The sequence below is a fragment of the Roseovarius sp. MBR-51 genome (genome assembly GCF_053628575.1).
This window is the reverse complement of sequence record NZ_JBRJGQ010000022.1, coordinates 1-22,207: the sequence shown is the minus strand read 5'-3', so window position 1 is coordinate 22,207 and position 22,207 is coordinate 1. Positions and strand designations below refer to the sequence as shown.

21 protein-coding genes are annotated in these 22,207 nt (G+C 59.1%); 13 read left to right on the top strand and 8 right to left on the bottom strand.

What is annotated here, in order from left to right; all coding sequences use genetic code 11:
• Positions 1–55: 55 nt before the first annotated feature.
• Positions 56–904, top strand: coding sequence for a MaoC/PaaZ C-terminal domain-containing protein (locus tag ACSSVY_RS20525; protein ID WP_454271725.1), 849 nt, complete (start codon positions 56–58; stop codon positions 902–904).
• Positions 905–1,316: 412 nt separating this feature from the next.
• Positions 1,317–1,856: a recombinase family protein gene (locus ACSSVY_RS20520; protein ID WP_454271723.1), complete on the top strand. Its 540-nt coding sequence runs from the start codon at positions 1,317–1,319 to the stop codon at positions 1,854–1,856.
• Positions 1,857–2,067: 211 nt separating this feature from the next.
• Here ACSSVY_RS20520 and ACSSVY_RS20515 read toward each other — a convergent pair whose 3' ends face one another.
• From ACSSVY_RS20515 to ACSSVY_RS20500, 4 genes are all read right to left on the bottom strand, one after another.
• On the bottom strand, positions 2,068–2,856 hold the full coding sequence (locus ACSSVY_RS20515) for an endonuclease (RefSeq protein ID WP_454271721.1): 789 nt from the start codon (positions 2,854–2,856) through the stop codon (positions 2,068–2,070).
• Positions 2,849–4,189, bottom strand: coding sequence for a DNA cytosine methyltransferase (locus ACSSVY_RS20510; RefSeq protein ID WP_454271719.1), 1,341 nt, complete (start codon positions 4,187–4,189; stop codon positions 2,849–2,851). Before ACSSVY_RS20510 ends, ACSSVY_RS20515 begins: the two co-directional genes overlap by 8 nt.
• A gap of 297 nt (positions 4,190–4,486) precedes the next feature.
• Positions 4,487–5,155 carry a ParA family protein gene (locus ACSSVY_RS20505; protein ID WP_454271718.1) on the bottom strand — a complete coding sequence of 223 codons (669 nt, stop codon included), beginning with the start codon at positions 5,153–5,155 and terminating at the stop codon, positions 4,487–4,489.
• A 111-nt stretch (positions 5,156–5,266) separates the two neighbouring features.
• A complete protein-coding gene (locus tag ACSSVY_RS20500) occupies positions 5,267–6,301 on the bottom strand; it encodes a replication initiator protein A (protein ID WP_454271716.1) in 1,035 nt (344 codons plus the stop codon).
• 622 nt (positions 6,302–6,923) lie between these two features.
• Between ACSSVY_RS20500 and ACSSVY_RS20495 the strand changes: the two genes are divergently transcribed.
• On the top strand, positions 6,924–7,382 hold the full coding sequence (locus tag ACSSVY_RS20495) for a hypothetical protein (RefSeq protein ID WP_454271714.1): 459 nt from the start codon (positions 6,924–6,926) through the stop codon (positions 7,380–7,382).
• 453 nt (positions 7,383–7,835) lie between these two features.
• On the opposite strand, the gene ACSSVY_RS20490 is transcribed toward ACSSVY_RS20495, so the two are convergent.
• Entirely contained in the window at positions 7,836–8,780 is a 945-nt protein-coding gene (locus ACSSVY_RS20490) for a hypothetical protein (protein ID WP_454271712.1), read from the bottom strand.
• A 514-nt stretch (positions 8,781–9,294) separates the two neighbouring features.
• On the opposite strand from ACSSVY_RS20490, the gene ACSSVY_RS20485 reads away from it, so the two are divergent.
• From ACSSVY_RS20485 to ACSSVY_RS20440, 10 genes are all read left to right on the top strand, one after another.
• Positions 9,295–11,475, top strand: a complete 2,181-nt coding sequence (locus ACSSVY_RS20485; RefSeq protein WP_454271710.1) for an acyl-CoA dehydrogenase family protein — start codon at positions 9,295–9,297, stop codon at positions 11,473–11,475.
• 23 nt (positions 11,476–11,498) lie between these two features.
• Positions 11,499–12,299, top strand: coding sequence for a crotonase/enoyl-CoA hydratase family protein (locus tag ACSSVY_RS20480; RefSeq protein ID WP_454271709.1), 801 nt, complete (start codon positions 11,499–11,501; stop codon positions 12,297–12,299).
• Positions 12,300–12,339: 40 nt separating this feature from the next.
• Positions 12,340–13,254, top strand: coding sequence for an SDR family NAD(P)-dependent oxidoreductase (locus ACSSVY_RS20475; protein ID WP_454271708.1), 915 nt, complete (start codon positions 12,340–12,342; stop codon positions 13,252–13,254).
• Positions 13,254–14,123, top strand: coding sequence for a MaoC/PaaZ C-terminal domain-containing protein (locus tag ACSSVY_RS20470; protein WP_454271706.1), 870 nt, complete (start codon positions 13,254–13,256; stop codon positions 14,121–14,123). Before ACSSVY_RS20475 ends, ACSSVY_RS20470 begins: the two co-directional genes overlap by 1 nt.
• On the top strand, positions 14,120–14,542 hold the full coding sequence (locus ACSSVY_RS20465) for a PaaI family thioesterase (RefSeq protein WP_454271704.1): 423 nt from the start codon (positions 14,120–14,122) through the stop codon (positions 14,540–14,542). The genes ACSSVY_RS20470 and ACSSVY_RS20465 overlap by 4 nt, the downstream gene beginning before the upstream one ends.
• A 146-nt stretch (positions 14,543–14,688) precedes the next feature.
• Positions 14,689–15,069, top strand: coding sequence for a Zn-ribbon domain-containing OB-fold protein (locus ACSSVY_RS20460; RefSeq protein WP_454271702.1), 381 nt, complete (start codon positions 14,689–14,691; stop codon positions 15,067–15,069).
• Positions 15,066–16,220, top strand: a complete 1,155-nt coding sequence (locus tag ACSSVY_RS20455) for an acetyl-CoA acetyltransferase (RefSeq protein WP_454271701.1) — start codon at positions 15,066–15,068, stop codon at positions 16,218–16,220. Before ACSSVY_RS20460 ends, ACSSVY_RS20455 begins: the two co-directional genes overlap by 4 nt.
• A 53-nt stretch (positions 16,221–16,273) precedes the next feature.
• Positions 16,274–16,687: an SDR family oxidoreductase gene (locus ACSSVY_RS20450; RefSeq protein ID WP_454271699.1), complete on the top strand. Its 414-nt coding sequence runs from the start codon at positions 16,274–16,276 to the stop codon at positions 16,685–16,687.
• Entirely contained in the window at positions 16,687–17,553 is an 867-nt protein-coding gene (locus ACSSVY_RS20445; RefSeq protein ID WP_454271697.1) for a MaoC/PaaZ C-terminal domain-containing protein, read from the top strand. Before ACSSVY_RS20450 ends, ACSSVY_RS20445 begins: the two co-directional genes overlap by 1 nt.
• Positions 17,554–18,057: 504 nt before the next feature.
• Positions 18,058–19,320, top strand: a complete 1,263-nt coding sequence (locus ACSSVY_RS20440; protein ID WP_454271696.1) for a CaiB/BaiF CoA transferase family protein — start codon at positions 18,058–18,060, stop codon at positions 19,318–19,320.
• Positions 19,321–19,770: 450 nt separating this feature from the next.
• Here ACSSVY_RS20440 and ACSSVY_RS20435 read toward each other — a convergent pair whose 3' ends face one another.
• The 3 genes from ACSSVY_RS20435 to ACSSVY_RS20425 form a co-directional block, all read right to left on the bottom strand.
• Positions 19,771–21,114 carry a TRAP transporter large permease gene (locus tag ACSSVY_RS20435; RefSeq protein WP_454271695.1) on the bottom strand — a complete coding sequence of 448 codons (1,344 nt, stop codon included), beginning with the start codon at positions 21,112–21,114 and terminating at the stop codon, positions 19,771–19,773.
• Positions 21,111–21,668 (bottom strand): TRAP transporter small permease subunit, encoded by a 558-nt coding sequence (locus ACSSVY_RS20430; RefSeq protein WP_454271694.1) that lies wholly within the window; start codon positions 21,666–21,668, stop codon positions 21,111–21,113. Before ACSSVY_RS20430 ends, ACSSVY_RS20435 begins: the two co-directional genes overlap by 4 nt.
• A gap of 72 nt (positions 21,669–21,740) precedes the next feature.
• On the bottom strand, positions 21,741–22,207 hold a 467-nt coding region (locus ACSSVY_RS20425), incomplete at its 5' end, for a TRAP transporter substrate-binding protein (RefSeq protein ID WP_454271692.1).

The window sequence follows — 22,207 nt, the reverse complement described above, 5'->3', positions numbered from 1 at the left end:
CGGGCCGAGATGCACGGGACCCTCCAATTGAAAGACCCGCATGCAATTTGATCCCATGAAACTAGCGGCCCTAGAAATTCCCGCCAGACGTCAGCGGTACGGCCTTGAGGAGCGCAGGCTGTATGCCCTGGGCATCGGATGCGGGATCGAGGCGAGCGAACCGCGCGAACTGGCCTATGCGGGGCCTGATGCGCCATTGGTTTCGCCGGCCATCGCGACAACTTTAGGTGCGCCCGGCTTCTGGCTGCGCAACCTGTCGGCGGGGGTAGATTGGCGTCATGTCGTACATGGCGAGCTTCTTCTCACTCTACATCGACCCATGCCTGTCGATGGGGACGTGACCGGCCGAAGTCGCATCGTCGAGATACTCGACAAGGGCGAGGGTCGCGCGGCGCTGATCGTGGCGGAACGAGAGTTGCGGGATAGTGAAACCGGCACGCTCTACGCTGTCATCACCGATACGTTCTATCTGATCGGCGCGGGCGGATTCGGCGGCGTCAACAAGCCTACGAGGCGGCTTGCGGCCGTGCCAGATCGCACCTACGACCTGAAAGTCAGCCGCCAGACGCATACGCAAATGGCGTTCCTTCATCGTATGTCGGGGGACAACAACCCGGTGCACACGGACCCTGTGATGGCGCGGGAGCTCGGATACGACCGCCCCATCCTGCACGGCGTCTCAACCTTCGGCGTCGCGTGCCAAGCGCTCGTGCAGGGCCTTTGCGAAGATGCTCCGGAGCGCGTGCAGAGCATGGCCTGCCGGTTTGCGGCCCCGGTCTATCCCGGTCAGCGCATCTCTGTCGAAGCATGGCATACCGGAGTAGGCGAGGCTGGGTTCCTGGCACGGATCGAGTCCACCGGCGAAGTTGTCCTGAGTCACGGGGAATTCCGCTACGCAGCCTGATCGCGGTCACCTGACGGTTCGGTGGACCTGCTGGCGTTCTATCGGGCTCAACGTCACCGACGATACATCAAGCAGTGCCTGGAATTATATTTCTCCAAGTGATGCCTCCGGCGTCAGCCGGTGGTCCTTCACTGGCTTTTGACCTTCGGAAGTGAAGAACCTGTCCCGTTCAATCCCGACACAACTGAATGAGGTTCAACCTGTGGCAAAGGGATGGACAGTGGTTGCCTTAGGGTCAGAACTCATAGCCAATAGATAACCAGTGTGGCCAGCGCGATTGTGGAGACCCTAGAAGACAATAACGGTCGTTTTTGCCGCCCTGCCCTGTCCCGAGTAGGATCAATCGCTTAGCCATGACAAAAACCCCCAGCAAAACCTTTGCGGTTTTGGCAGGTTTTTGTCACAGTGAGGTATGATTATTGGATATGCCCGCGTCAGCACTGACGACCAAAATCTTGATTCACAGACCGACGCCTTGGCAGCGGCTGGGGCGGACAAGGTTTTTGCGGACAAGATCAGCGGATCGAAGCGTGCGCGACCGGAGCTGGACAGGATGCTTGAGCAGCTTCGTAACGGCGACGTTGTGACCGTCACCAAATATGATCGCCTGGCCCGGTCCCTGAAAGACCTTCTGGAAATTGTGGAGGCCATCGGTGAGCGCGGCGCCGGCTTTCGGTCCCTAGCCGAGGACATCGACACTACGACGCCGGCCGGCCGTCTTGTGTTCCATGTTTTTGCATCCATTGCCCAGTTCGAGCGGGAGCGGATTTCAGAGCGGACCAAGGAAGGGCTGGCATCCGCTCGCAAGCGGGGCCGGATAGGAGGAAGGCCCGCTGCCCTGTCGCCCGCTCAAAAGGACGAGGTGCGTCGTATGCGAGATGAAGACCACCGTGCCATCTCAGAGATTGCCCACTTGTTCAAAGTCAGCGAACGAACAGTGCGACGAGTTTAAGAAACGATTTCGGCGAAGTTTGGTAAGTATTTGTAATATATTTGAAAAGAACGTATTTGATGCTCCAGGAGATCAAAGCCAAGCTCCTGTACTCTAATCATCCTGACAAAGAATGCCTTGGTCGGGTTTGCACTCGCTTTGGATTTGCCACCTGGTATCATGTAAAACTCCCCAAAACCAATGATATAGAAATCACGATAAGGGCAATCTATCAGTCTCGATAGTCCCGTATCGCGTCAGGGTTGAGCTTTTTTGCCGGGACAAGCCGATAGTGCCGCTCTTCCACAACCTTTACCTCATCGTCCTGCAAGGTGAGCTCGAACAGCGCGACCACCTGTGCTTCCATGAATTGCGCGGCGATCGCTCTGCACCGCATGCCTGGGAACTTCTCTTCGACGAAGCGAATGTCCTGGCTCGTCTGTACGATGCCAATCTGATCCTTGCCACCCTTGGCCTGCACGGGGATGACATAGTGGCAGCCACGCTTGTCGAGCCCGACATAGAGCTCGTCGATCTCGATCTGCCCAATCCCTTTGACCGTTGTACGAAGGTGGTTCTGAAGGCTGTAGGTCGTGAGACTCAAGAACGTGTCGATCAGCCGGTTGTAGCGCACGATAGCCAAAAGCGCCTGCTCGTCGTCGAGCGCATAGGCTCGGATCAGCTCGGGCGTAGCATCGGGAATGTTGATCGTCACTAGGTCTTCGCGGGGTAGGACGCGATTGATCTTGACCAGGCGAAACTTATAAACGGCACGCCCTGCGAGTTCGATCACCCATTCCATACCCTCGGGCTGGGTATCGACGATGCGCTCGGGCAATGCCGCCCGAAACCGAAAAGAGTAGAGCACGTCGCCCAAGTTCTTCGGGAGCTTGATGTCCAAGGTATCGGCTGCATCTTCGATATCGGTGCGGGCGAATTCGAGTTTGGTTGTTCCCTCACTGTATCGGTCAAAGAAAACCTTCTCGACGAGAGCGCCATAACGGTTGGGCGGCTTAGCCATAGGCTACCCTCCGCGCATTGATCTCTTCCTCGATCTGTTCCTGTGTGCGCTTCTTTGCCCCGCTCTTTCGGTCGCGTTTGCTTGGCGGCGGAGTGATCCCGAAGCGGCGTGACGCCTGCGATAGGTCTAGCGTCAAGAGCGCGGGATCGCCGAGCAACAAGGCTTCCACAGGTCTGGTAGGTTCGATACCGAGAGCCTCAATCATCTTCGAGGCAATCGCCCTAGCCAAAGGTGGCGGCACCGCATTGCCGATCTGCCGCGCGCCATGCCACTTGGTCGCATGAAGTCGAAACCAGTCAGGGAAACCGTGCAAACGCGCCATTTCACGTACGGTGATGCAGCGCGCATAACGATAATGGATAGGGCGCGGGCTTGTGAATGCGCCCCTCGCGCCGTCCGTTCCGGCGCGAAGCGTGTTGGAAACACCGCTTTGTGAAAGCTTAAAGAACCGGCTGATTGACTCAACAGAGCCCTCTTCCGTCTGGCGGAAACGACGACGTGAAATCTCGGTGTGGTTGGTGCGGGCGCTCGACGTGAGCACATCAGGATTCCACTCGCGCACATAACCGAAATGCCAGGCGTCGTTCTTTAACCCGCGCAGTTCCGCAGCATAATCGGACGGTTTGCCAAGGCGGCTGGTCTTGACGGCATCGGTTGCGTTCAAGGTCTCGAATGTATCGGCATCTGGAAGATCCCCGATCGCCTCGTCGCAGGACGGCCCAAAGTCGAGATCAGGAAAAAGCTTGGGTCGACCGGCGATGTTAGTCGTCGGAGCCGGGTACTCAGGAAGTGCCCCACCCTTCTTCACACCCATGAGTATGAAGCGCTCGCGCGATTGCGGCGTACGGTAGTGACCAGCGTTAAGCACCTTCCAAGGTAGTCGGCACTCATAACCGACCCGCTCAAATGCTCCTACAAGCTCCTTCAGGAACGCCTTGTGCTTGCCCACAGTGAGCCCTTTGACGTTCTCGAACACGAAACTCTCGGCGTCGAGTTCATGCACAAGCCGCACGAAATCTAGAACGAGTTTGTTGCGAGGATCGTCGAGCGCTCTGTGACCAATCAGGGAGAAGCCCTGACATGGAGCGCCGCCGAATACACAGTCGATTGTCTTCCTCTCTAGGCCAGCACGCTGCCTGATCTCCTCGCCGGAAAGCTCGGCAACAGAGGCGGGGATCACAGTGGTTTCAGGAAAGTTGAACTCGTGGACGGCACAATGCACCGGATCGATCTCGACCGCGGCCTTCACATCAAAGCCTGCTTGTTCAAAGCCGAGGCTTAGCCCCCCTGCCCCTGCAAAAAGATCAATTCCGATTGGTCGCATTGCGCTCATCTCTCTTAAAATCTGCCTAGCATCAAACCTTTTGGTTAATGCGATCCTTCATATTTTTCCCACATTAGCTCTATCAGCTGGCCTTGCGTTATACCGAGTCTCTCAGCTTCTGACGCAATGGCTTCTCCCACCCATGGGAAAACCTTGGGGTGTAGTTGATGCGTCCGCGGACTGGGCTTTCGCCCAGGCTTTTTGCGAGGTGTTCTGTCTAGGAACCCCCTCGCCTCTCCGACCTCATCCACGCGCCGGACTTCGTCAACAGTCGTATCCTTGGGGCGTGCTTTCAATCCTGCAAGTCTATTTGAGCCGCTCATAAACAGCCTCCGTGAACGCTTGTGCGTTGATCAACGCCTTATCCACTTTTCCGCCCGTCATCATCTCAGGGTCGTTCATCATCGCAGTCAGATCGCGGCCATAGGCAAACAGTTCCGAGAATGCCGCACGCGCCACTAAAGATGGCTCTATCACATCGATCCCTGCCCCTCTGAGCTGCTCTTCCAGCTCTTTCTGGACACGGCTTTTGACTGCGGCACTGGTTTTGGTCAAAACCACTGCGTGCCGGATCGAACGTCCGAGCGCTTCTTCTTCCTCTCGCACCAATGCCAGCGCCTCGGAACCGATCTCTGCATCAAGAGCTGTCGGCTGCATCGGAACAATAACCAAGTCGGCTTGTGAAATAGCACGGCTGACTAGTTGTGATGCGACGCCTTCCAGGTCCACAATGACGATCTTGCCGTCGCTATCAGCACTCCGAATAGTGGGAACGATCTCTGAACGGCCAATCTCGCTCTTGAGGGTCACGCCAGCAGGCAATCCATGCGAAGCCCATCTGGTCAAAGATTTATTCGGGTCGCAATCCAGCACTGTGACATCCGCTCCCATGCGAGCGAATTCAGACGCCAGCAGTACGGCGCAAGTTGATTTGCCTACCCCACCCTTGGGGCTTGCCATGACGATAACGGGCATTGCTCAATCCTGCCACTTTGTTGTTACCGGATTTATATCTTATACCGGAAAAATATCCAGTACCTGATTTAAATCTGTAACCGGTTTTATTTCCATTACCGGTTTTTAATTTTAAGGCCTTCCGCGTTTCTCAAACCACTTCCGGCAAAACCCGACAAAAGCTCTATCAGCATTGCGAGGGGGCTCTACGCACCAGCTGCGCCATTCCTTTTCAAGAAAACGTACATCCCATCCAGGAGCAGCATGGCGCGCTTCTTCGTAGGTATCGGACTGCAAAGGCGGAATGCTGCCCTCTACGATCGAGTTAGGTGACATCGTGCCACGATTGGTGAAAACCACCATGTCGGCTTCATCCTCAAAAGTGACATGGTAGTCCGGCAAGTGGTCATGCTCTACAAGCTGCCGGATCATCTGCCGGAAACGCTTCAGAGGGCTTTGAGAACCAGTTTTGAGAAGCAGTTTAGCCAGTGTGATCCGCCAGTATTTCTGTTGGCCACAATGTTTACGAGCAATTTCGTACACCCGCCGTTCAATGGGCTTACGCAGGCGAAAGTAGTCTCTATGCAGAGTCAGAACTTCTTCATTGCGGATCGCGTTGAAGACCCAATCCGACAGCTTCACCTCACACCAGAGCAGGCGACCATCGAGACCATGCTTGCGGCGGATTGAGGAAGCGTCGATCAGGCCGAACCCATCGATCTGTTCTTCGTCCCCGGTCACAATGTTCGTCCTGATACGGGTTCCTTCAAGACGGTCCAGGGCATCGAGAAGGGACTGATACTCCCGGCCACTTGTACCGCGATTTGTGAAGATAAGCAGCTCTCTGGAATTGATCCGAACACGGGGCGAAACTGGAAGGCCCTCTTTCAGTTTCGCCATGATCTGGCTGATGCAGTAGATCAAAATATCTTTGTCGTAGATCGTTGCGAGACCCTTCACACTAGGCGTGATCTGCAGCCACTTATTGCCATTCTCGTATCGCTTGATCGTCGTTTCCGGCTTCTTTGAAAGCGAGTAGAACGGATGCTCCATATGTTGCATCACGTCCTTCAACACAGCGTCAGCCACATCGCAGATGAAAAGGTCATGCTGCGGGTGACGATCCGGAAGGAGTGGGGCGAGGGCGTTCGTGTTATCAGTTACCATGGGTCTACATTCGTGGTTTTAGTTACCACAGTCAAGATTCGTGTTATCAGTTACCGAAAGCAGGATTTCAGTTACCAAGATTCGTGTTATCAGTTACCAGCTGGTGGGAAAAGTTAATAAAATTCAAAATACTACGTGTAATCTGCTCACCCGTAACACAGACTCTAACACATATATAACACCCAGCCTGACAGACTGAGTCGATCACCGACAGCGCTTCATCCGTTAGCGCCTGTAGAACACGCAGGCTTCGACAGCCGTTGCCATGAGATCGAGCGTTTCACGCAGATTATCGTCGGAGAGGGCAGGGAGGTCGGGTTGGTCTGGCATCGGTAGGCGTCCTTGAGATTACTGGCCCTGCGGGACGAACAGCCCCTTGAACTCTGGATCGGTGTAGTAGCGAAGCTTCTCCGCGACGGCGGTGAAGGACGTCGATCTCGTCCGAACAACTTGGATTGTTAGGGATGGTAACGTCCGGCGGAGTCAAAGCCAACCTCTATTAGACACTCATAATGCGTATAAGATATTTTTATTTAATTTATGGGGTTGATAAATCGTATAAAGCCACTTATATTAACCTTATCAGGCGATAAGGCTTGGTTTTCAACCGAAAGGACATTATATGAACGACAATTTTCAACCAGCAATCGTAGAAGCCGTGCAATCGCTTTACGAACAAGATGATAACGCCAAGAAATTGTTTGATTGGGTCGCGTCGCTCCAGCGTGATGCGACAGCAACAAGCATCGAAAGAATATCTGCCAGGCTAGGGATTTCTCGAAGCGCGGCTGTATCGTTGGCGAAGGCTCTCGAAGAGGCAGGCTGCGGTGAGTTCATCGTAGGTCGAAGAGGCAGCTCTTCCCGCTTTGAGTGGTCGTATAGCCGCGTCAGCCTCGGACAGGTTGCCGCTGGTGAGGCTGAAGAACTCGAACAGGTTTCTGACCCAATTTCAGAAACCGAAGAGGAAACCTTCAATGCAGAAGGATTGGACGGTCCTCTGACCATACAGAAGGCAAAGTCTATGTTGGCAAAGACTCTGGGGGTTCAACCAGATCAGATTGAAATCCAGATTCGAGCCTAACTAGATCACCTCGCGAGCGCCCTCCCGCCCCCATATAGCGAGGAGGGCGCGGGTTATATGGCGGCGCGAATGGGACGACAGGACGCCAAGCCTTTTGACGACAACCCACTGAGCTAAAGTGCATTTTTCGTATAATCGTTGAGGGTATCGGTGCGTGAAGGGTTGTTCCGGACCTTCCCTGAAGCGCAGGATGGGCCAAAACCCAACCGTTTGTAGCACTGGCACTGGCTAGATCGACCGTTTGTGGCACCCGTGGTATCGGCCAGTGTTTTCGCGGCCTCGGCACTGGCAAGGCAGACGCGGCCGAATAACGTTCTCAAAGCGAGGATGCTCATGGCGTCTCTCAAGGACTGGCAGCCCCAAGGGATGGTCTTCGATTTCGCTTAGGAATGCTGCGGTTAGCTTTCCAGAGTTTAGGGCACCCATAGGTCGGCACGACAGCCAAGCACGGTGCTATCTTAAAAATTGAGTCTGGCTTTGCCAAAACTCGGAAGTTTTGCTCCTAAACCCTAACAATTTCCCAGACCCCTCTTTCAGCCTGAGACACCCTAAGGTCCAGCTGCTGGTACCGCAGCAAGATCGACGCCTACCGGATTTCCCAGAATAGGCTGGCTTGCCGACAGTGCCTTTCTTGGCGGATCCATAGATCATCACGGTCAGAGGGTTCTTGACCACAGCACGATCAGAGGCAAACCGCGGATCGGCACCGGCCTTCTCACTCTTGGCATCAAACCCGTCCAGTAGCGCATCGAGCACCCGATAGACCCGCAGAGCATCCTCTTTGGCCTCATCCTTCAGACCACCCAGATAATCTGCCAAACCCCGATCAAAGAGTGCGGCACCCTCATGGTAGAGGTCATCCTCGTCCTTGGCTCTCTGTTCATTGAGGGTGCGGGTTGTGCCATCGAAGAACCAACCACCCTTGGCCAAGGTCTTCAGATACCACTCATCCACTGTCCCGCTGAACATATGCACCATGGCATTGATGGGACCGTCCGTCACACCGTCTGCTTCCAGAGCCAGAGAGGTCTGGAACTGGGTCAGGGCTTCCCCTCCCAGTTTGTGTGCCTGCTCCATCTGGGCCACCGTCAGGAGCGCATGGATGGTTTTCATGGTCACTGGCTTCCCAGCATCCCGAATGGCACTCACGAGGCGTTTCTGGCGGAACTGACCCATCCCCTCTTCATCAAGCCAAAGCTTCATCAGATCCACTGCCGGACGGAAGGCTCCACCACTCTGAACCAGTTCCTGAGCCTGAGCGATGGCAGCTTCCCGCTTCTCCTTCTCGACCTTCACTCCCAGAGACTGAGCCACAGCCAACCACAGATCCCCTGTCTGCCTGGAACCAGGATCAGACACATCCACTGTCGAATTCGTGATCGTCACCAGCTCCCGCATGATCTTGTCACCCTGCGGCGTAACTCTGAAAATTTCTGACCTAAACCAACCCTGTACCCTGAGTCAGAATTCCCGCGAAACTGATGAGGACGAACGAGCAGAGCTGAAGCAAACGCTCCAGCTTTTAGGAGCAGAATTCTCGTTGGCCCCGTCGGATGGTCTGATTTTACCGCGCCAATGGCGGAGGTCCTGACTGGATCCAGCCGCGCGGCAGTGCAGCGCAACCTAGCTTGGATGGAGGCATGCGGCCTGATCCGCGAGATGACCGGGCCGGGGCGGTATCGGATGTGGTGCGCGGCGAACTGAAGGCCCCGGATCGATGCCCAAAACTGTAATCTCCATCGAAATCTTCTTCCTTCTCCGCTGATTGACACGACAATAGCTGCAATCTTGGCGGGAAGGCAGTTCATCCCATTAGGTCACGCAGATGTGATTTACCTGTTGAAATGATACCCAGTAGTATTTAATTGTTTGATCCGGTGCCCTGAAACAGAAAAGAAGCCGGGAGAAACTCATGCTTGATGCCGCAATGTCGGAAATGATCGACCGGTTCGGGACGGAGAAGTTCGATCCCGAGCTTCTTCGTGCCTGCGAGCAGGGAGAATGGCCGGAGGACCTGTGGCAGGAGCTGTCCGGGCTGGGCCTGCCGCGTGCGTTGCTGCCTGCCGAAGAAGGCGGATCGGACCTGTCTCCTGCCGAGGGGCTCGAGATCGTGCGTCTCATCAACCGCGCCGCGCTGCCAGTGCCTCTCGGGGAAGCAATGTTCGCCACGTGGTGTGCAAAGCTTGCGGGGCTTGAGATTCCTGCCGGCCGGCTAGCGCTGGCTGTCGACACGGATGCCGAGTTGACATGGGACGGCGACGGGCTGCGCCTGACCGGCGCGGCCCGGAACGTGCCCTGGGCCGAGGGAGCGGCGGCAGTCCTCGTACCTGCCCGGTCCGGTGACCGCACCGCGCTTGCCCTCGTGTCGCCCGAGAGTGCCACGCTGACCCCCGGTCGGAACATTGCCGGTGAACGCCGCGACGCCCTCTGGTTCGACACGAAGCTGGACGCGCATTCGGTGGCAAATACACCGGACGGCCTGACTATGGGCTCGTTTCCCGCAATCGGCGCTGCGCTGCGCGCCGTGGCCCTGGCCGGCGCGTTGGAGAGGGTGCTCGACCTTACGGTCGGCTACGCCGGTGAACGCGTCCAGTTCGGCAAGCCAATCAGCCGGCGGCAGGCCATCCAGCACATGATCGCGACCATGGCGGCGCAGGTCGCCGCCGCCCGGTCGGCCTGTGAGCTGGCGGGCTATGCGATTCAAGCAGATGGACGCGTGGACGCCGAGAGCATTGCCGCGGCGAAAGTGACCACCAGCCAGGCTGCGGGCATCTGCGCAGCGGACGCGCACCAGGTGCATGGCGCGATCGGCTTTACTTCGGAACACGTCCTCCAGTTCCTGACGCGCCGCCTCTGGGCATGGCGTGACGAAGGCGGAAGCGACACCTACTGGTCACGCATGATCGGCGGCCGGGTGCTCCGGGACGGCGCCGATGCGTTCTGGCCGAACCTCACGGCACGGGACGGCAACGCCCCGCGCGAAGAGCTCAGGCAGGAGGTGAGGGCGTTCCTGGCCGAGACGATCCACGACAGGACCGCCTTCGAGCGGGCACAGTCCTGGATGGGCTTCGATGCGGGGTTCAGCCGGAAGCTGGGCGAACGCGGCTGGCTGGGCATGACCATGCCAGGCGACATCGGCGGGCATGAATGGAGTCCGCTGGAACGCCATGTCGTCTTGGAGGAACTCCTGGCCGCAGGCGCACCGGTCGCGGCGCACTGGATCGCGGACCGCCAGAGCGCGCCGCTGATCCTGCGGTTCGGTACACCGGAACAGGCCGAGAAGGTCGTCCCAGGGGTCATCCGGGGCGAGACGTTCTTCTGCATCGGCATGAGCGAACCGGATTCCGGGTCCGATCTGGCAGCGGCCCGTACAAGGGCTCGCAAGGTCGACGGAGGCTGGCAGGTCAACGGAACGAAGCTCTGGACGACCTACGCGCATCACAGCCACTACATGATCTTGTTCTGCAGGACCGATTCCGGAAGCGACGGGGACAGCGACCGCCATGCGGGCATGAGCCAGTTCCTGGTGGACCTGCAAACACCTGGCGTCACGATCCGTCCGATCCTGGACCTGGCCGGCGAGCACCACTTCAACGAGGTCGCGTTCGATGATGTCTTTCTGCCTGATGAGGCACTGATCGGGGCCGTGGGGCAGGGGTGGGCCCAAGTCACGAGCGAACTTGCCCTTGAGCGCAGCGGGCCCGAGCGGTTCCTCTCTTCCATCACGCTGTTTATCGAACTCATCCGGGAACTGGGGCCTGACGCCGATTTGGCCGCGCAGGAGGCGATCGGGTGCTTTGCGGCGCGCCTGGCCGTGCTGCGGCGCATGTCTACCGGGGTTGCCGAAACCCTAGCGGCGGGAGGTGACGCATCCTTGGCGGCGACCATGGTCAAGGACCTCGGCGCCACGTTCGAACAGGAGATTCCCGAGGTTGCCCGCCGTCTGATCGATACCGCGCCATCGCTGAACCCCGACGATGGTTTTGCAGCGGTTCTGGGACGAACGATGGCCAGCGCGCCCTCGTTCTCGCTGCGCGGCGGCACACGGGAAATCCTCCGCGGGATCGTCGCCCGTGGACTGGGACTTCGATGATACTGATGTAGGAGGAGAAAATAATGTCCGAGCTGGTGTTGGAAGAACGCGACGGCCACGTCCTAACGCTGAAACTGAACCTGCCTGAAACGCGCAACCCGATCTCGGACACCGACATGATCGAGGCGCTGCTTGACGCGATCGGGCGTGCGGATGCCGACGTGTCGGTCCGCGCGGTGATCCTGACCGGCGAGGGAAAGGCCTTCTCGGCCGGTGGCAACCTGCGGAAGATGGGGCAGTCGGGCGGGCTGAACGATCCGCTGCCGGTCCGTACACGGCGCAACTACCGCTCTGGTATCCAGCGTCTTCCGCTCGCCTTCGAGGCCCTGGAAGTTCCAGTCATTGCGGCGGTGAACGGCCCCGCCATCGGCGCAGGATGCGACCTGGCCTGCATGTGCGACCTGCGGATCGGGTCGGACAAGGCTGTCTTCGCGGAGAGTTTCGTCAAGGTCGGGCTCGTGCCGGGCGATGGCGGCGCGTGGCTTCTGCCGCGGATCGTCGGCTTCTCGAAAGCCTGCGAGATGGCCCTCACCGGGGCGCCCGTCTCGGCCAAAGAGGCGCTTGCCTGTGGTCTGATCTCGCGGATCGTGCCCGCGGACGACCTGCTGGCCGAGGCGCGCCGCCTTGCCGACCAGATCGCGGCCAATCCGCCTCATGCCGTTCGCATGACCAAGCGACTCATGCGGGAAGCGGGGCAATCCAGCCTGTCGAGCATACTTGAGACCTCGGCGGCTATGCAGGCGCTGACCCATGCGACTGGCGACCATGACGAGGCCGTCGCGGCGATGCTGGAGAAACGAACGGCGACATTCACCGGGGAGTGAACCGTCGAATCCCGAAGACACAAGAGAAAGAGGTGAAGACGTGAACGGAATTCTGGACGGCAAGGTTGCGATCGTTACGGGCGCCGGGCAGGGCGTCGGACGCGCGGTCGCGGAAGGGCTTGCAGCTGAAGGCGCGAAAGTCGTGGTGAACGATATCGGCGCTACCCTGACAGGCGATATTGACGACCCCTCGGCGGCCGAGACAGTGGCGCGGGAGATTGGGAGGGCGGGCGGCGAAGCCGTCGCCAGCCTCGAGTCCGTGTCCGACGCGAGCGCCGCGCAGCGGATCGTCGAACAGGCGATGGATTCGTTCGGAAGCGTCGACCTAGTGGTCAACAACGCGGGCATCCTTCGCGACGTCATCTTCCACCGCATGACCGGCGAAGAATGGCAGGCGGTGCTTAATGTCCACCTGACGGGCAGCTTTAATGTCAGCAGTGCTGCGGCCAAGCAGTTCCGTGCGCAGGGCAGCGGGGCCTTTGTGCACATGACCTCGACGGCCGGCCTGATCGGGAACTTCGGGCAGGCGAACTACATGGCGGCGAAGCTGGGAATCGTCGGGCTTAGCCGGGGCATCTCGATGGACATGGAGCGCTTCGGCGTCCGGTCGAACTGCATCGCGCCCTTTGCTTGGAGTCGCATGATCAGCTCGATCCCCGTAACGGACGAGGCGCAGCGGGACCGGGTCGAGAAGCTCAAGCAGATGACGCCAGACAAGATCGCCCCGCTGGTCGCCTTCCTCGGGTCGGACCGGGCCGAAGGTATCAGCGGCCAGGTCTTCGCCGTGCGCCACAACGAGGTATTTCTGATGAGCCAACCGCGTCCCGTGCGCTCGCTGCATCGCGGTGAGGGATGGACCGCTTCGGCGCTGGCGGAGCAACTGCCGGGTGCGTTCGGTCCTTCGCTGACCCCGCTCGAGAGGTCGGCGGACGTCTTCAGCTGGGACCCCGTTTGATGAAAGCCGTTCCGGCGGAATACGTCGGCCTCGAGGTCGCGAACGGCCGCCGGAACCATGGCTGGCGCGAGTGCGTCATGCACGCGCTCGCGATAGGGGCCGGTGTCGATCCCGGCGCCGATCAGGATCAGGAACTGCTGGACGAATACCGATTGCGCAGTGCGCCGCACATGGCGCTGGCGCATGCCGCTCCGTCTCACTGGGTGCCCTTCATGTCGGATGGCGGCCCGGAGCATTATGCGGTGACGGGCATCGTCGTCCAGCTCCATGCGCCGATGCCCGTCGAGGCAAACCTGCGAGTGCAAGGCCGGATAACGGAAGCGGCGGAAGGACCATCGGGGGAAATGTCCATCGAGGTGGAGCACGAGATCCTGAGCGATGCCGGAGACGTGCTTGCGATGGTCCGGCAGCAGCTTCGCTGTGGCGACGATCCGGCGTTGGTCCACGTGCAGGACGATGCCCTGGATGGTGCTCCATCGTCCCGCCCGGCGGATCATACGGTTGAGATGCCCACGCATGGCCAGTTGGCGCTGGTGCACCTCGGTAGCGGCGGAGGGAGCCCGGTCAACCACGATGCCGACGTGGCGCGCTTGGCGGGCTTCGAACGTCCCATACTCCAGGACCTCGCGGTCATCGGGATTGCTGGACGTGCCCTGATCACGGCCTGCTGCGACGGACTGCCCGAGGGATTCGGCGAAATTGCGGCCCGCCTCTCGGGACATGTTCTGCCGGGCGAGGCCGTGGTGACGGAAATCTGGAACGACGGCGGGACAGCCAGTTTCGCTGCGAGCGTGGAGGGCCGCGGGGTGGTTTGTCACGGAACATTCCTCGTGGCGCCCAGGGCCGCCTGGCCCGGAACGGAGGCATGATGCAGGACGATACGGAACGCGATCTAACCGACCGGCTTCGAGGCGTGCAGCCGCCCTTCGCCGAGCTGTTGCAGATCGAGATCACCTCGGCCGCCGCCACGCGGATCGAGGCGCGAATGCCCGTCACACAGGCGCATTCCAATATGAACGGCGTCCTGCACGGCGGTGCCCTGATGGCGCTCGCCGACAACGTGGCCGGGACGGCGACGGCCTTCCACCTGAAGGAGGGGCAGACGACGACCACGGTCGAGAGCAAGACGAACTTCTTCCGCGCGCTCAAGGTCGGGGATGTCGCGCACTCCTGCACGACCCCGCTTCACCTGGGACGGCGGACCATCATCTGGCAGACAGAGATCAGGCGTAACGACGGCAAACCCGCCGGCGTGGTGATCCAAACGCAGATCGTCATGCCGCTTTGACCGGCATACCCGTGGGGGCAGGCGCACTTGATCCCGCGTTTCGAGGTAAAGACGGACCGCCTTCAGAATGACCGGTGGAGAGATTCCGGAGGAAATACGCTCAGACGTCCCAAATCATCTGACGACGGACACGAAAGGATACCCAGATGAGTAGAGAAACCCTGTTTGATGGCCCGGAGGCGCTTTGGCGTGAGGGGCTCCTGGGCGGTCGTTTTCTGATCCAGCGCTGCGACGCCTGCAACAATGTTCAGTTCCCTCCGGTCGCGTGCTGTCAGATGTGTGGTCAGACCTTTCCGCCTCTGGTCGAAGCACTAGGGAGCGGAACGGTTTATTCCACCACGACCGTCCGGAGCCGAGGCGGCGATTACAATGTGTCGATCATCAAACTGGATGAGGGCCCGCACATGATGAGCCGCGTCGAAGGCATTGCTCCCGATGCAGTACGCATAGGCATGGAAGTCCGGGCCGAAATCGTCGGAGAGGGAGAACCCCTTGTGCTGTTCCGTACTAAGGAGGATAGCGAATGAACTCGCTGCGCGGAGAAATCTCGATCGCCGGTATCGGCAATACGAAACGCTGGAACGCTCCGGGTTTGACAGCCTTTGATCAGATGCAGGAAGCCGCTTGTCTTGCTTTGGCCGATTGCGGTTTGTCGTTGAGCGATGTCGACGGTCTCTATTGTGCGATTTCAAGCAGTGGCCTGCCGGTGTTGAACGCTGCCGAACGATTGGGCATAGCGCGACAACTGCGTCATGCGGACGGTACCATGGTGGGCGGCGCGTCATTTCTGTTCCACCTTCGGTCTGCAATGGCGGCGCTGGCAACTGGACAGTGTTCTGTGGCACTTGTCTGTTATGGCTCTAACCAGCGCAGTGCGGGTGGAAAGCTGGTGTCGATGCCCGACCCTCAGGCTTTCGAGGCTCCTTATGCGCCACGCTATCCATTGTCGAGTTACGCGCTTGCGGCGGCGCGCCATATGCATGAATTCGGAACTACTCGTGAAGATCTTGCCAACGTGGCCTGTGCTGCCCGCCAATGGGCGCAGAAAAATCCGGACGCCTTCGCCCGCGATCCGTTGACGATCGAAGAGGTCCTGTCTTCACGCATGATCAGCGACCCGGTGTCCAAGGCGGATTGTTGCCTTGTCACTGATGGAGGCGGCGCGATTGTTCTGACCCGGACTGAATGGGCGCGTGATCTGGCACAGCCTTTGGTTCCGGTCTTGGGGAGCGGGATAGGTATCACCCATCGGCAGATCGCCTGTATGCCATCTTTGATTGAAACCGGTGCGGCGATTTCCGGCCCTCGCGCTATGGCCGAGGCAGGTGTGAGTGTGGCCGATATCGACCACGTGATGCTTTATGATGCATTCACGATCTGCACTCTCCTGTTCTTGGAGGATCTGGGGTTTTGCGCCAAAGGTGAAGGCGGAAGCTTTGTCTCGTCGGGCGCCATCGCGCCAGGTGGCAGCCTGCCGGTGAACACGAACGGTGGCGGGCTGAGCTGTAACCATCCAGGGATGTACGGGCTGTACACCTTGATCGAGTGCGTTGAACAACTGCGCAACGTGGCTGGTGAGCGACAGGTGGAAGGTGCGGAAATTGCCTTGGCTCACGCCAATGGTGGCGTTTTGTCAAGTCAGGCAACGGCCATCTTGGGCACGGCCGCCACCCTATGAGACAATGAGGATACATTTAATTGACTGGAATACTTGAGGATAAAACTGCCATCGTGACCGGCGAGGGCCAAGGCATTGGTCGGGCCATTGCGATGGATATGCAGCGTTACAATGTGCGATCGAATTGCATCGCACCCTTCGCTTGGAGCCGTATGGTCAGCTCAATTCCAACGGAGACAGAAGCGGATCGCGACCGGGTTGCCAAACTCAAGCGAATGACGCCGGAGAAACTCGCCCCGCTGGTTGCGTTTCTCGGGTCTGATGCGGCGGCGGGGATTTCCGGCCAGATATTCTCGGTTCGCAACAACGAGATCTACCTGTTTTCGCAGCCGCGCCCTGTTCGCAGCATTCACCGCAGAGTAGGGTGGACGGCGGAAACTATTGCTGAGGTATTGCCCGATGCGTTTCGTAGTCATTTGACACCGCTTGAACGTTCAGCCGATGTCATCAGCTGGGAGCCGAGCTGATGTCTTTGAATCCTGAATATCTTTTAGGTCTCGAGCGCGAAGAGGTCCTACATTCCTGGACCTGGCGCGATGCAGCAATCTACGCCCTTGGCCTAGGCTATGGCGACGATCCTCTCGATAAGGGGCAGCTACGTTTTCTGGATCAGGGACAGTCGCCCCAGGTGATGCCGGCCATGGTCAACGTGCTGGGCTATGATGGTGCGTGGTTGCGCGACCCGGCGACAGGTGTCGATTACGTCAAGGTAGTGCATGGCGAACAGGAAATGGAAATTCACGCCCCGCTACCCATCGAAGGCACGGTCAAGTCTCGTACCCGCATTACGAACTTGGCGGATAAGGGCCTTGGCAAGGGAGCGCTAATCCTGATGGAACGCATTCTGTATGATACAGCGAGTGAAACAAAGCTGGCGACTATCCGACACACGATTTTCTGTCGGGGCGCTGGCGGTTTTGGCGGCGATCCCGCCTTACCAAGCCGGCTCGCCCCGATTCCTGAGCGAGATCCCGATGGCAGCGTTGAAATCGCTACCCCGGCTCAACTGGCACTGATCTATCGGTTGTCAGGTGATTTGAACCCGTTGCATTCTGACCCCGATGTCGCCCGCGAGGCAGGGTTCAATAGGCCGGTCTTGCACGGATTGTCTACCTTTGGCATTGCCTGTCGAGCGTTGCTCGCCGAGTTGTGCCGCGATGAAGCGGCGCGCGTAAAGGGATTTGCGGCGCGCTTTTCAGCGCCGGTCTATCCCGGCGAAACGCTGGCTGTTGATTTCTGGAATAAGGCGCCGGGCATTGCGCTATGCCGGGTGAGGGTGCCCACGCGGGATGCGGTCGTCCTGACCAATGCCTGGTTCGAGTACGCGCCGTGATGAGCTTGCCTGGTCACGTATCGGTCGCGGGGGCCTCTGGGGTGATCGGACGGAATGCCGTTGTAAGCGCCGCGCCGATCCCCTTCTGCCGCTTTGAGGCTATCTGTGGGAGTTCTTCCGTTGAGCTGAGTGACCTGTCCCTCGGCGGTTCCTCGTTTATAACGAGAGTCTGCGGGTTTGATTTTGATATCACGGGTTTCGGTTTGGGCAAGCGTGTCGGGCGTGGAGCCTTCAAATTGCTCAAGCGCTTGGCGCGCTTGTAGTGGCGCATGGTCTCCGAGCGACAAATGCGGCCTGACGGCGTTGTACAACTGAACGCCAGAACATTCACGTTACTGACCGGCGTGAGGTTCTTTATCCATGGCATCCTTGGTTAGGCAGATTGATCGATGCCCATGAGGTGATCGACCACGCCATAGAACGCTATCCCGTCAAACCATGCGCGCCGAGTCAAATCAATGAACCATAATTTCTTCCAATAGAAAGATAGCAAGGAGATATGAAATGTCTAGAAATGACAAAGGGGCCGACATCACTGCTGGCGCGCTGAAAGGGATCAGGGTTCTCGATCTCAGTCGGATCCTCGCCGGTCCCTGGTCGGCACAGATCCTGGGCGACCTTGGCGCACAGGTAATCAAGGTCGAACAGCCCGGCAAAGGCGACGACACGCGCAGCTGGGGCCCTCCTTATTTGCGCGAAAGCGATGGGCCAGACGGTCTTTTCAGCGCTTACTACCTTTGCTGCAACCGTAACAAAAGCTCCGTCGCGATCAACATCGCCAATCCCGAAGGGGCAGAGCTTGTCCGCCGACTTGCTGCCGAATGCGACGTGGTAATTGAAAACTTCAAGGTAGGCGGCCTGGCAAAATACAATCTTGACTATACCAGCCTCAAGGCGATCAATCCGGGATTGATCTATTGCTCCATCACCGGCTTTGGTCAGGACGGCCCATACGCCAAACGCGGCGGTTACGACTTTCTCGTGCAGGGCATGGGCGGCTTGATGAGTGTCACCGGCCCCGCTGCGGGAGCTCCGGGATCCGAACCCACCAAAACAGGCGTTGCCGTAATCGACCTGTTCACCGGCCTGTATGCCACTATTTCGATCCTCGCCGCCTTACGCCATCGAGAAGCGACCGGCATCGGCCAACATATCGATTCCGCACTGCTGGACAGCGCCGTCGCCATTCTTGCCAATCAGGCAATGAACTGGCTGGTCGGCAGCATGGTTCCGCAACCGATGGGCAACAGCCATCCCAATGTCGTGCCCTATCGCTCTTTCCCGGTCGCCGATGGCGATGTCATCGTGGCAGTCGGAAACGACACCCAGTTTCGGGCGCTTTGCCAGTTGCTAGGTCGCGAAGATATGGAAACATCCCCCGACTACGCGACAAACGAAGCACGCGTCGCCAATCGCGCACGGCTGGAAGCCGAACTTTCCATGTGCTTGTGCAAATGGAGCCGGGATGACCTGCTCAAGGCCTTCTCCTCCAGTGGTGTCCCGGGCGGACCAATCAACCGCGTGGATCAGGTGTTCGAGGACCCTCAGGTTCAGGCCCGCAAGATGCTGGAACACCATATGTCGCCCGGCGGGACCAACCTGCCGCTGACGCGTTTTCCCGCTTGCCTGTCAGAAACACCCGCAACGATCCGCAGTACGCCTCCGGCCCTTGGCGCCGACACGGTCCGAATTCTGTCGGATATTTTGGAAATCTCCGATGCCGATATCGCGCATCTCATCAAAACGGGTGCTATTGGAAAGTATTAGATCACATACCCAAACTTGGGAATCCCATTTATTAGTATGTGATGTGACCTAAGCGCGTTGATCAAGTGGGTCCGCTGTCGCACAAAACACTGGTGCGTTGCCGTTCGTCCCTGTTTCTCAGCACTCTTCACCGCCACGAAGCGCATGCTGCGGCGGCTTGCTGGTTCGGCTATCGCCTCGGCGTCAGCCTGATCATCTTCTGGCGTTTCATGAACAGTGTCACATAGGCAGGGATCAACCGCACCTCATGGCCATGCGATTCAACACGGCCCCAATGATGTGACGTAGCACAGGCTTCTATGGCCACGAGGCAACGCGCTTGCTCCGCCAAGCGCTGATACAGACGTGGTCGCGTCACCGATCTGTTGAAAACAACGGCGCCGTCGGGTGGGGGCATCCACCGCATCAGTTCAGAATGACATGTTCGTCACGGTCTTCCGCGCGTCCGATTCACCTCATTCGCGCGGGTAGCCAAGTCGCAATCTCGGGGAAGGCGATGATGAGTCCGATCGCTACATAGATGATGATGACGTAGGGTAGCGAGACCGACCAGATGGTCGCCATGGTGACGCGCTTTGCCTCTTCACAGCCCTCCATCTCGGAAATCTGGGTGAGTATGCCGCGAAGGTAGAACAGGTTCATGCCGAAGGGGGGCGTCACGTATCCCGCCGAAATCGAGATCATCATCAGGACGCCGAACCAGACTGGGTCGATTCCTAGGCTGCCGACCACCGGCATCATTATGGGACTCACGATGAAGATGATGGCCGAGCCGTCGATGAACATGCCGAGAATTGTAACGATGCCGATGAACAGCATGAGCGTGCCCGCGACGCCCATGTCGATGCCGACCATCGCGTCCGCCAGCATCCTTGCCGAGCCCGAAACCTGGAGCAGGCGGGAAAACAGGGCGCCGCCGATTAGCAGCGTCATGACCATCACGGACATTTCACCGGCGCTGCGCATCACCTCATAGAGGCCGCGCAACGAAAGCTGCCGGCCCAGCAGGGCGAAAAGGATCGTGCCCGCCGCGCCGATTCCTGCGGCTTCGGTCGGCGTCGCGATACCCATCCAGATCGTGCCGAGCACCAGTGCGATGAGCAGGATCGCGGGTGCGATCTGGGCCGTCGCGCGAACCTTCTCGGACAGGGTCGCGCGCTGGTCGCGGGGCAAGGGCGGCGCCAGCTCCGGAGAGATGATGCACCTGGCTAGGATGTAGATGCAGAACATGGCCGAGATCAGTACTCCGGGCATCGCCCCGCCGAAGAAAAGGCTGCCCACGGGGATGCCCGTGAAACCGCCCAGAAGAACGCCGATCACGGTCGGTGGGATGAGCACGCCCAGTGCGCCCCCGGCGGGAAGACCGCCGATGGCGATCGACATCGCGTAGCCGCGCTGAAGCATCGCCGGGACGGCTAGGACACCCAGAACGAGCACGGCGGTGCCGCCCACGCCGGTCATCGCGCCGATGACCGTGGCGGCGATCATGGTGCCGATGGCAAGGCCGCCGGGCATCCCGCCGCTCCACTTGTAGATCGCGTCGAAGAGGCGCGCCCCGATGCCCGAACGCTCAAGGCAAACGGCCATGAGTATGAAGAGTGGCGCGGCGATGAAGATCTCAGTTGTGCCGGTCTCGAACAGGGTGGCGGGGACCATCTGGAGAATGAAAACACCCTTCAGGAGGATCAGCCAGATGACCGAGACGCCCATCAGCGAGTAGCCGACGGGAAAGCCCAAGACGAGAAACAGCACGAGATTTCCGAAGATCAGAGTGGTGGCGAATTCCGTGCTCATGTTCGTGGGGCGTCCTGATTATTGTCGGTTGGGTGCAGAAAGCGAGCGGCGTCACGGATGATCCGGGCAATGGCCTGAAGGAGCAGAATGAAAGCCCCCATCGGGATCATGAACTTCACCGGCCAGAGCGGCGGGGCGAACAGGCTTGGTGCCGCCTGACCGCGGACGAGGGACTGGTGGAAGTAGGGCCAGCCGATCCAGGTGATCGTGGCGGCCAGAAAGATAAGGAGCAGGCCGAAGAGAACGCCGAGCGCGGCTTTGGCGCGCTCGGGCAGGCATTCGATCAGAACGTCGACCGCGATATTGCGGTCGCGGCGGTGCACGTTGGCCAGCCCCAGCATGATCATTGCCAGCATGAGCTGCGTGTTGATGTCCCAGGCCCAGATCGTCGGGCTGTTGAACACGTAGCGCGACGTGACCTCGTAGCAGACGACGATCGTGATGATCAGTAAGGCAAGGGCCGAAAGGATCGCAGTCGCCGTGCTGAGGCTGTCAATGGCTCTCAAAAACCCCGCCATCGGCCCCCGGGTTGTGCTGGGTGGACTGTCGGCCATCTCGGCTTCCCCCTTCAGATTCCGGAACCCGGCCGGCACGCCCTGCGTGCTGGCCGGCAAGATCCCGCGGGATTACATGGAGTCGAGTTCGCTCTGTTGCTTGCGGACGATCTCGACACCCTGGGCCGCAGCTTTGGAGCGGCTGGCGACTTGGTCCCAAGTCATCTGGGCCGCCTCACGCAGCATATCCAGTTCTTCGGGCGACGACATGTGCATCTTCATGCCCGCACCGGTGAGGACCTGGATGAACTTGGCCTCGGCGGCCTGGTAGTTCATGGCCTGCGCGGCATTGCCATAGCGCGACGCGAACTCGATAACCTGTTGGAGATCCTCGGGCAGGGAGTCGTAGACTGACTGGTTCACTACCCAGTGGCCAACGCCGGTGTTCCAGTTCGGGGTGTAGATCATCGCTTTGCAGAAATCCTGCAGGCTGGCCGCGGCCACGGCCTCGGCGGCATAGAGCACTCCGTCGATCGTACCGAGCTGCATCGCGGTGTAGAGTTCCGCGCCCGGGATGACGACCGGCGACGCACCGAGTT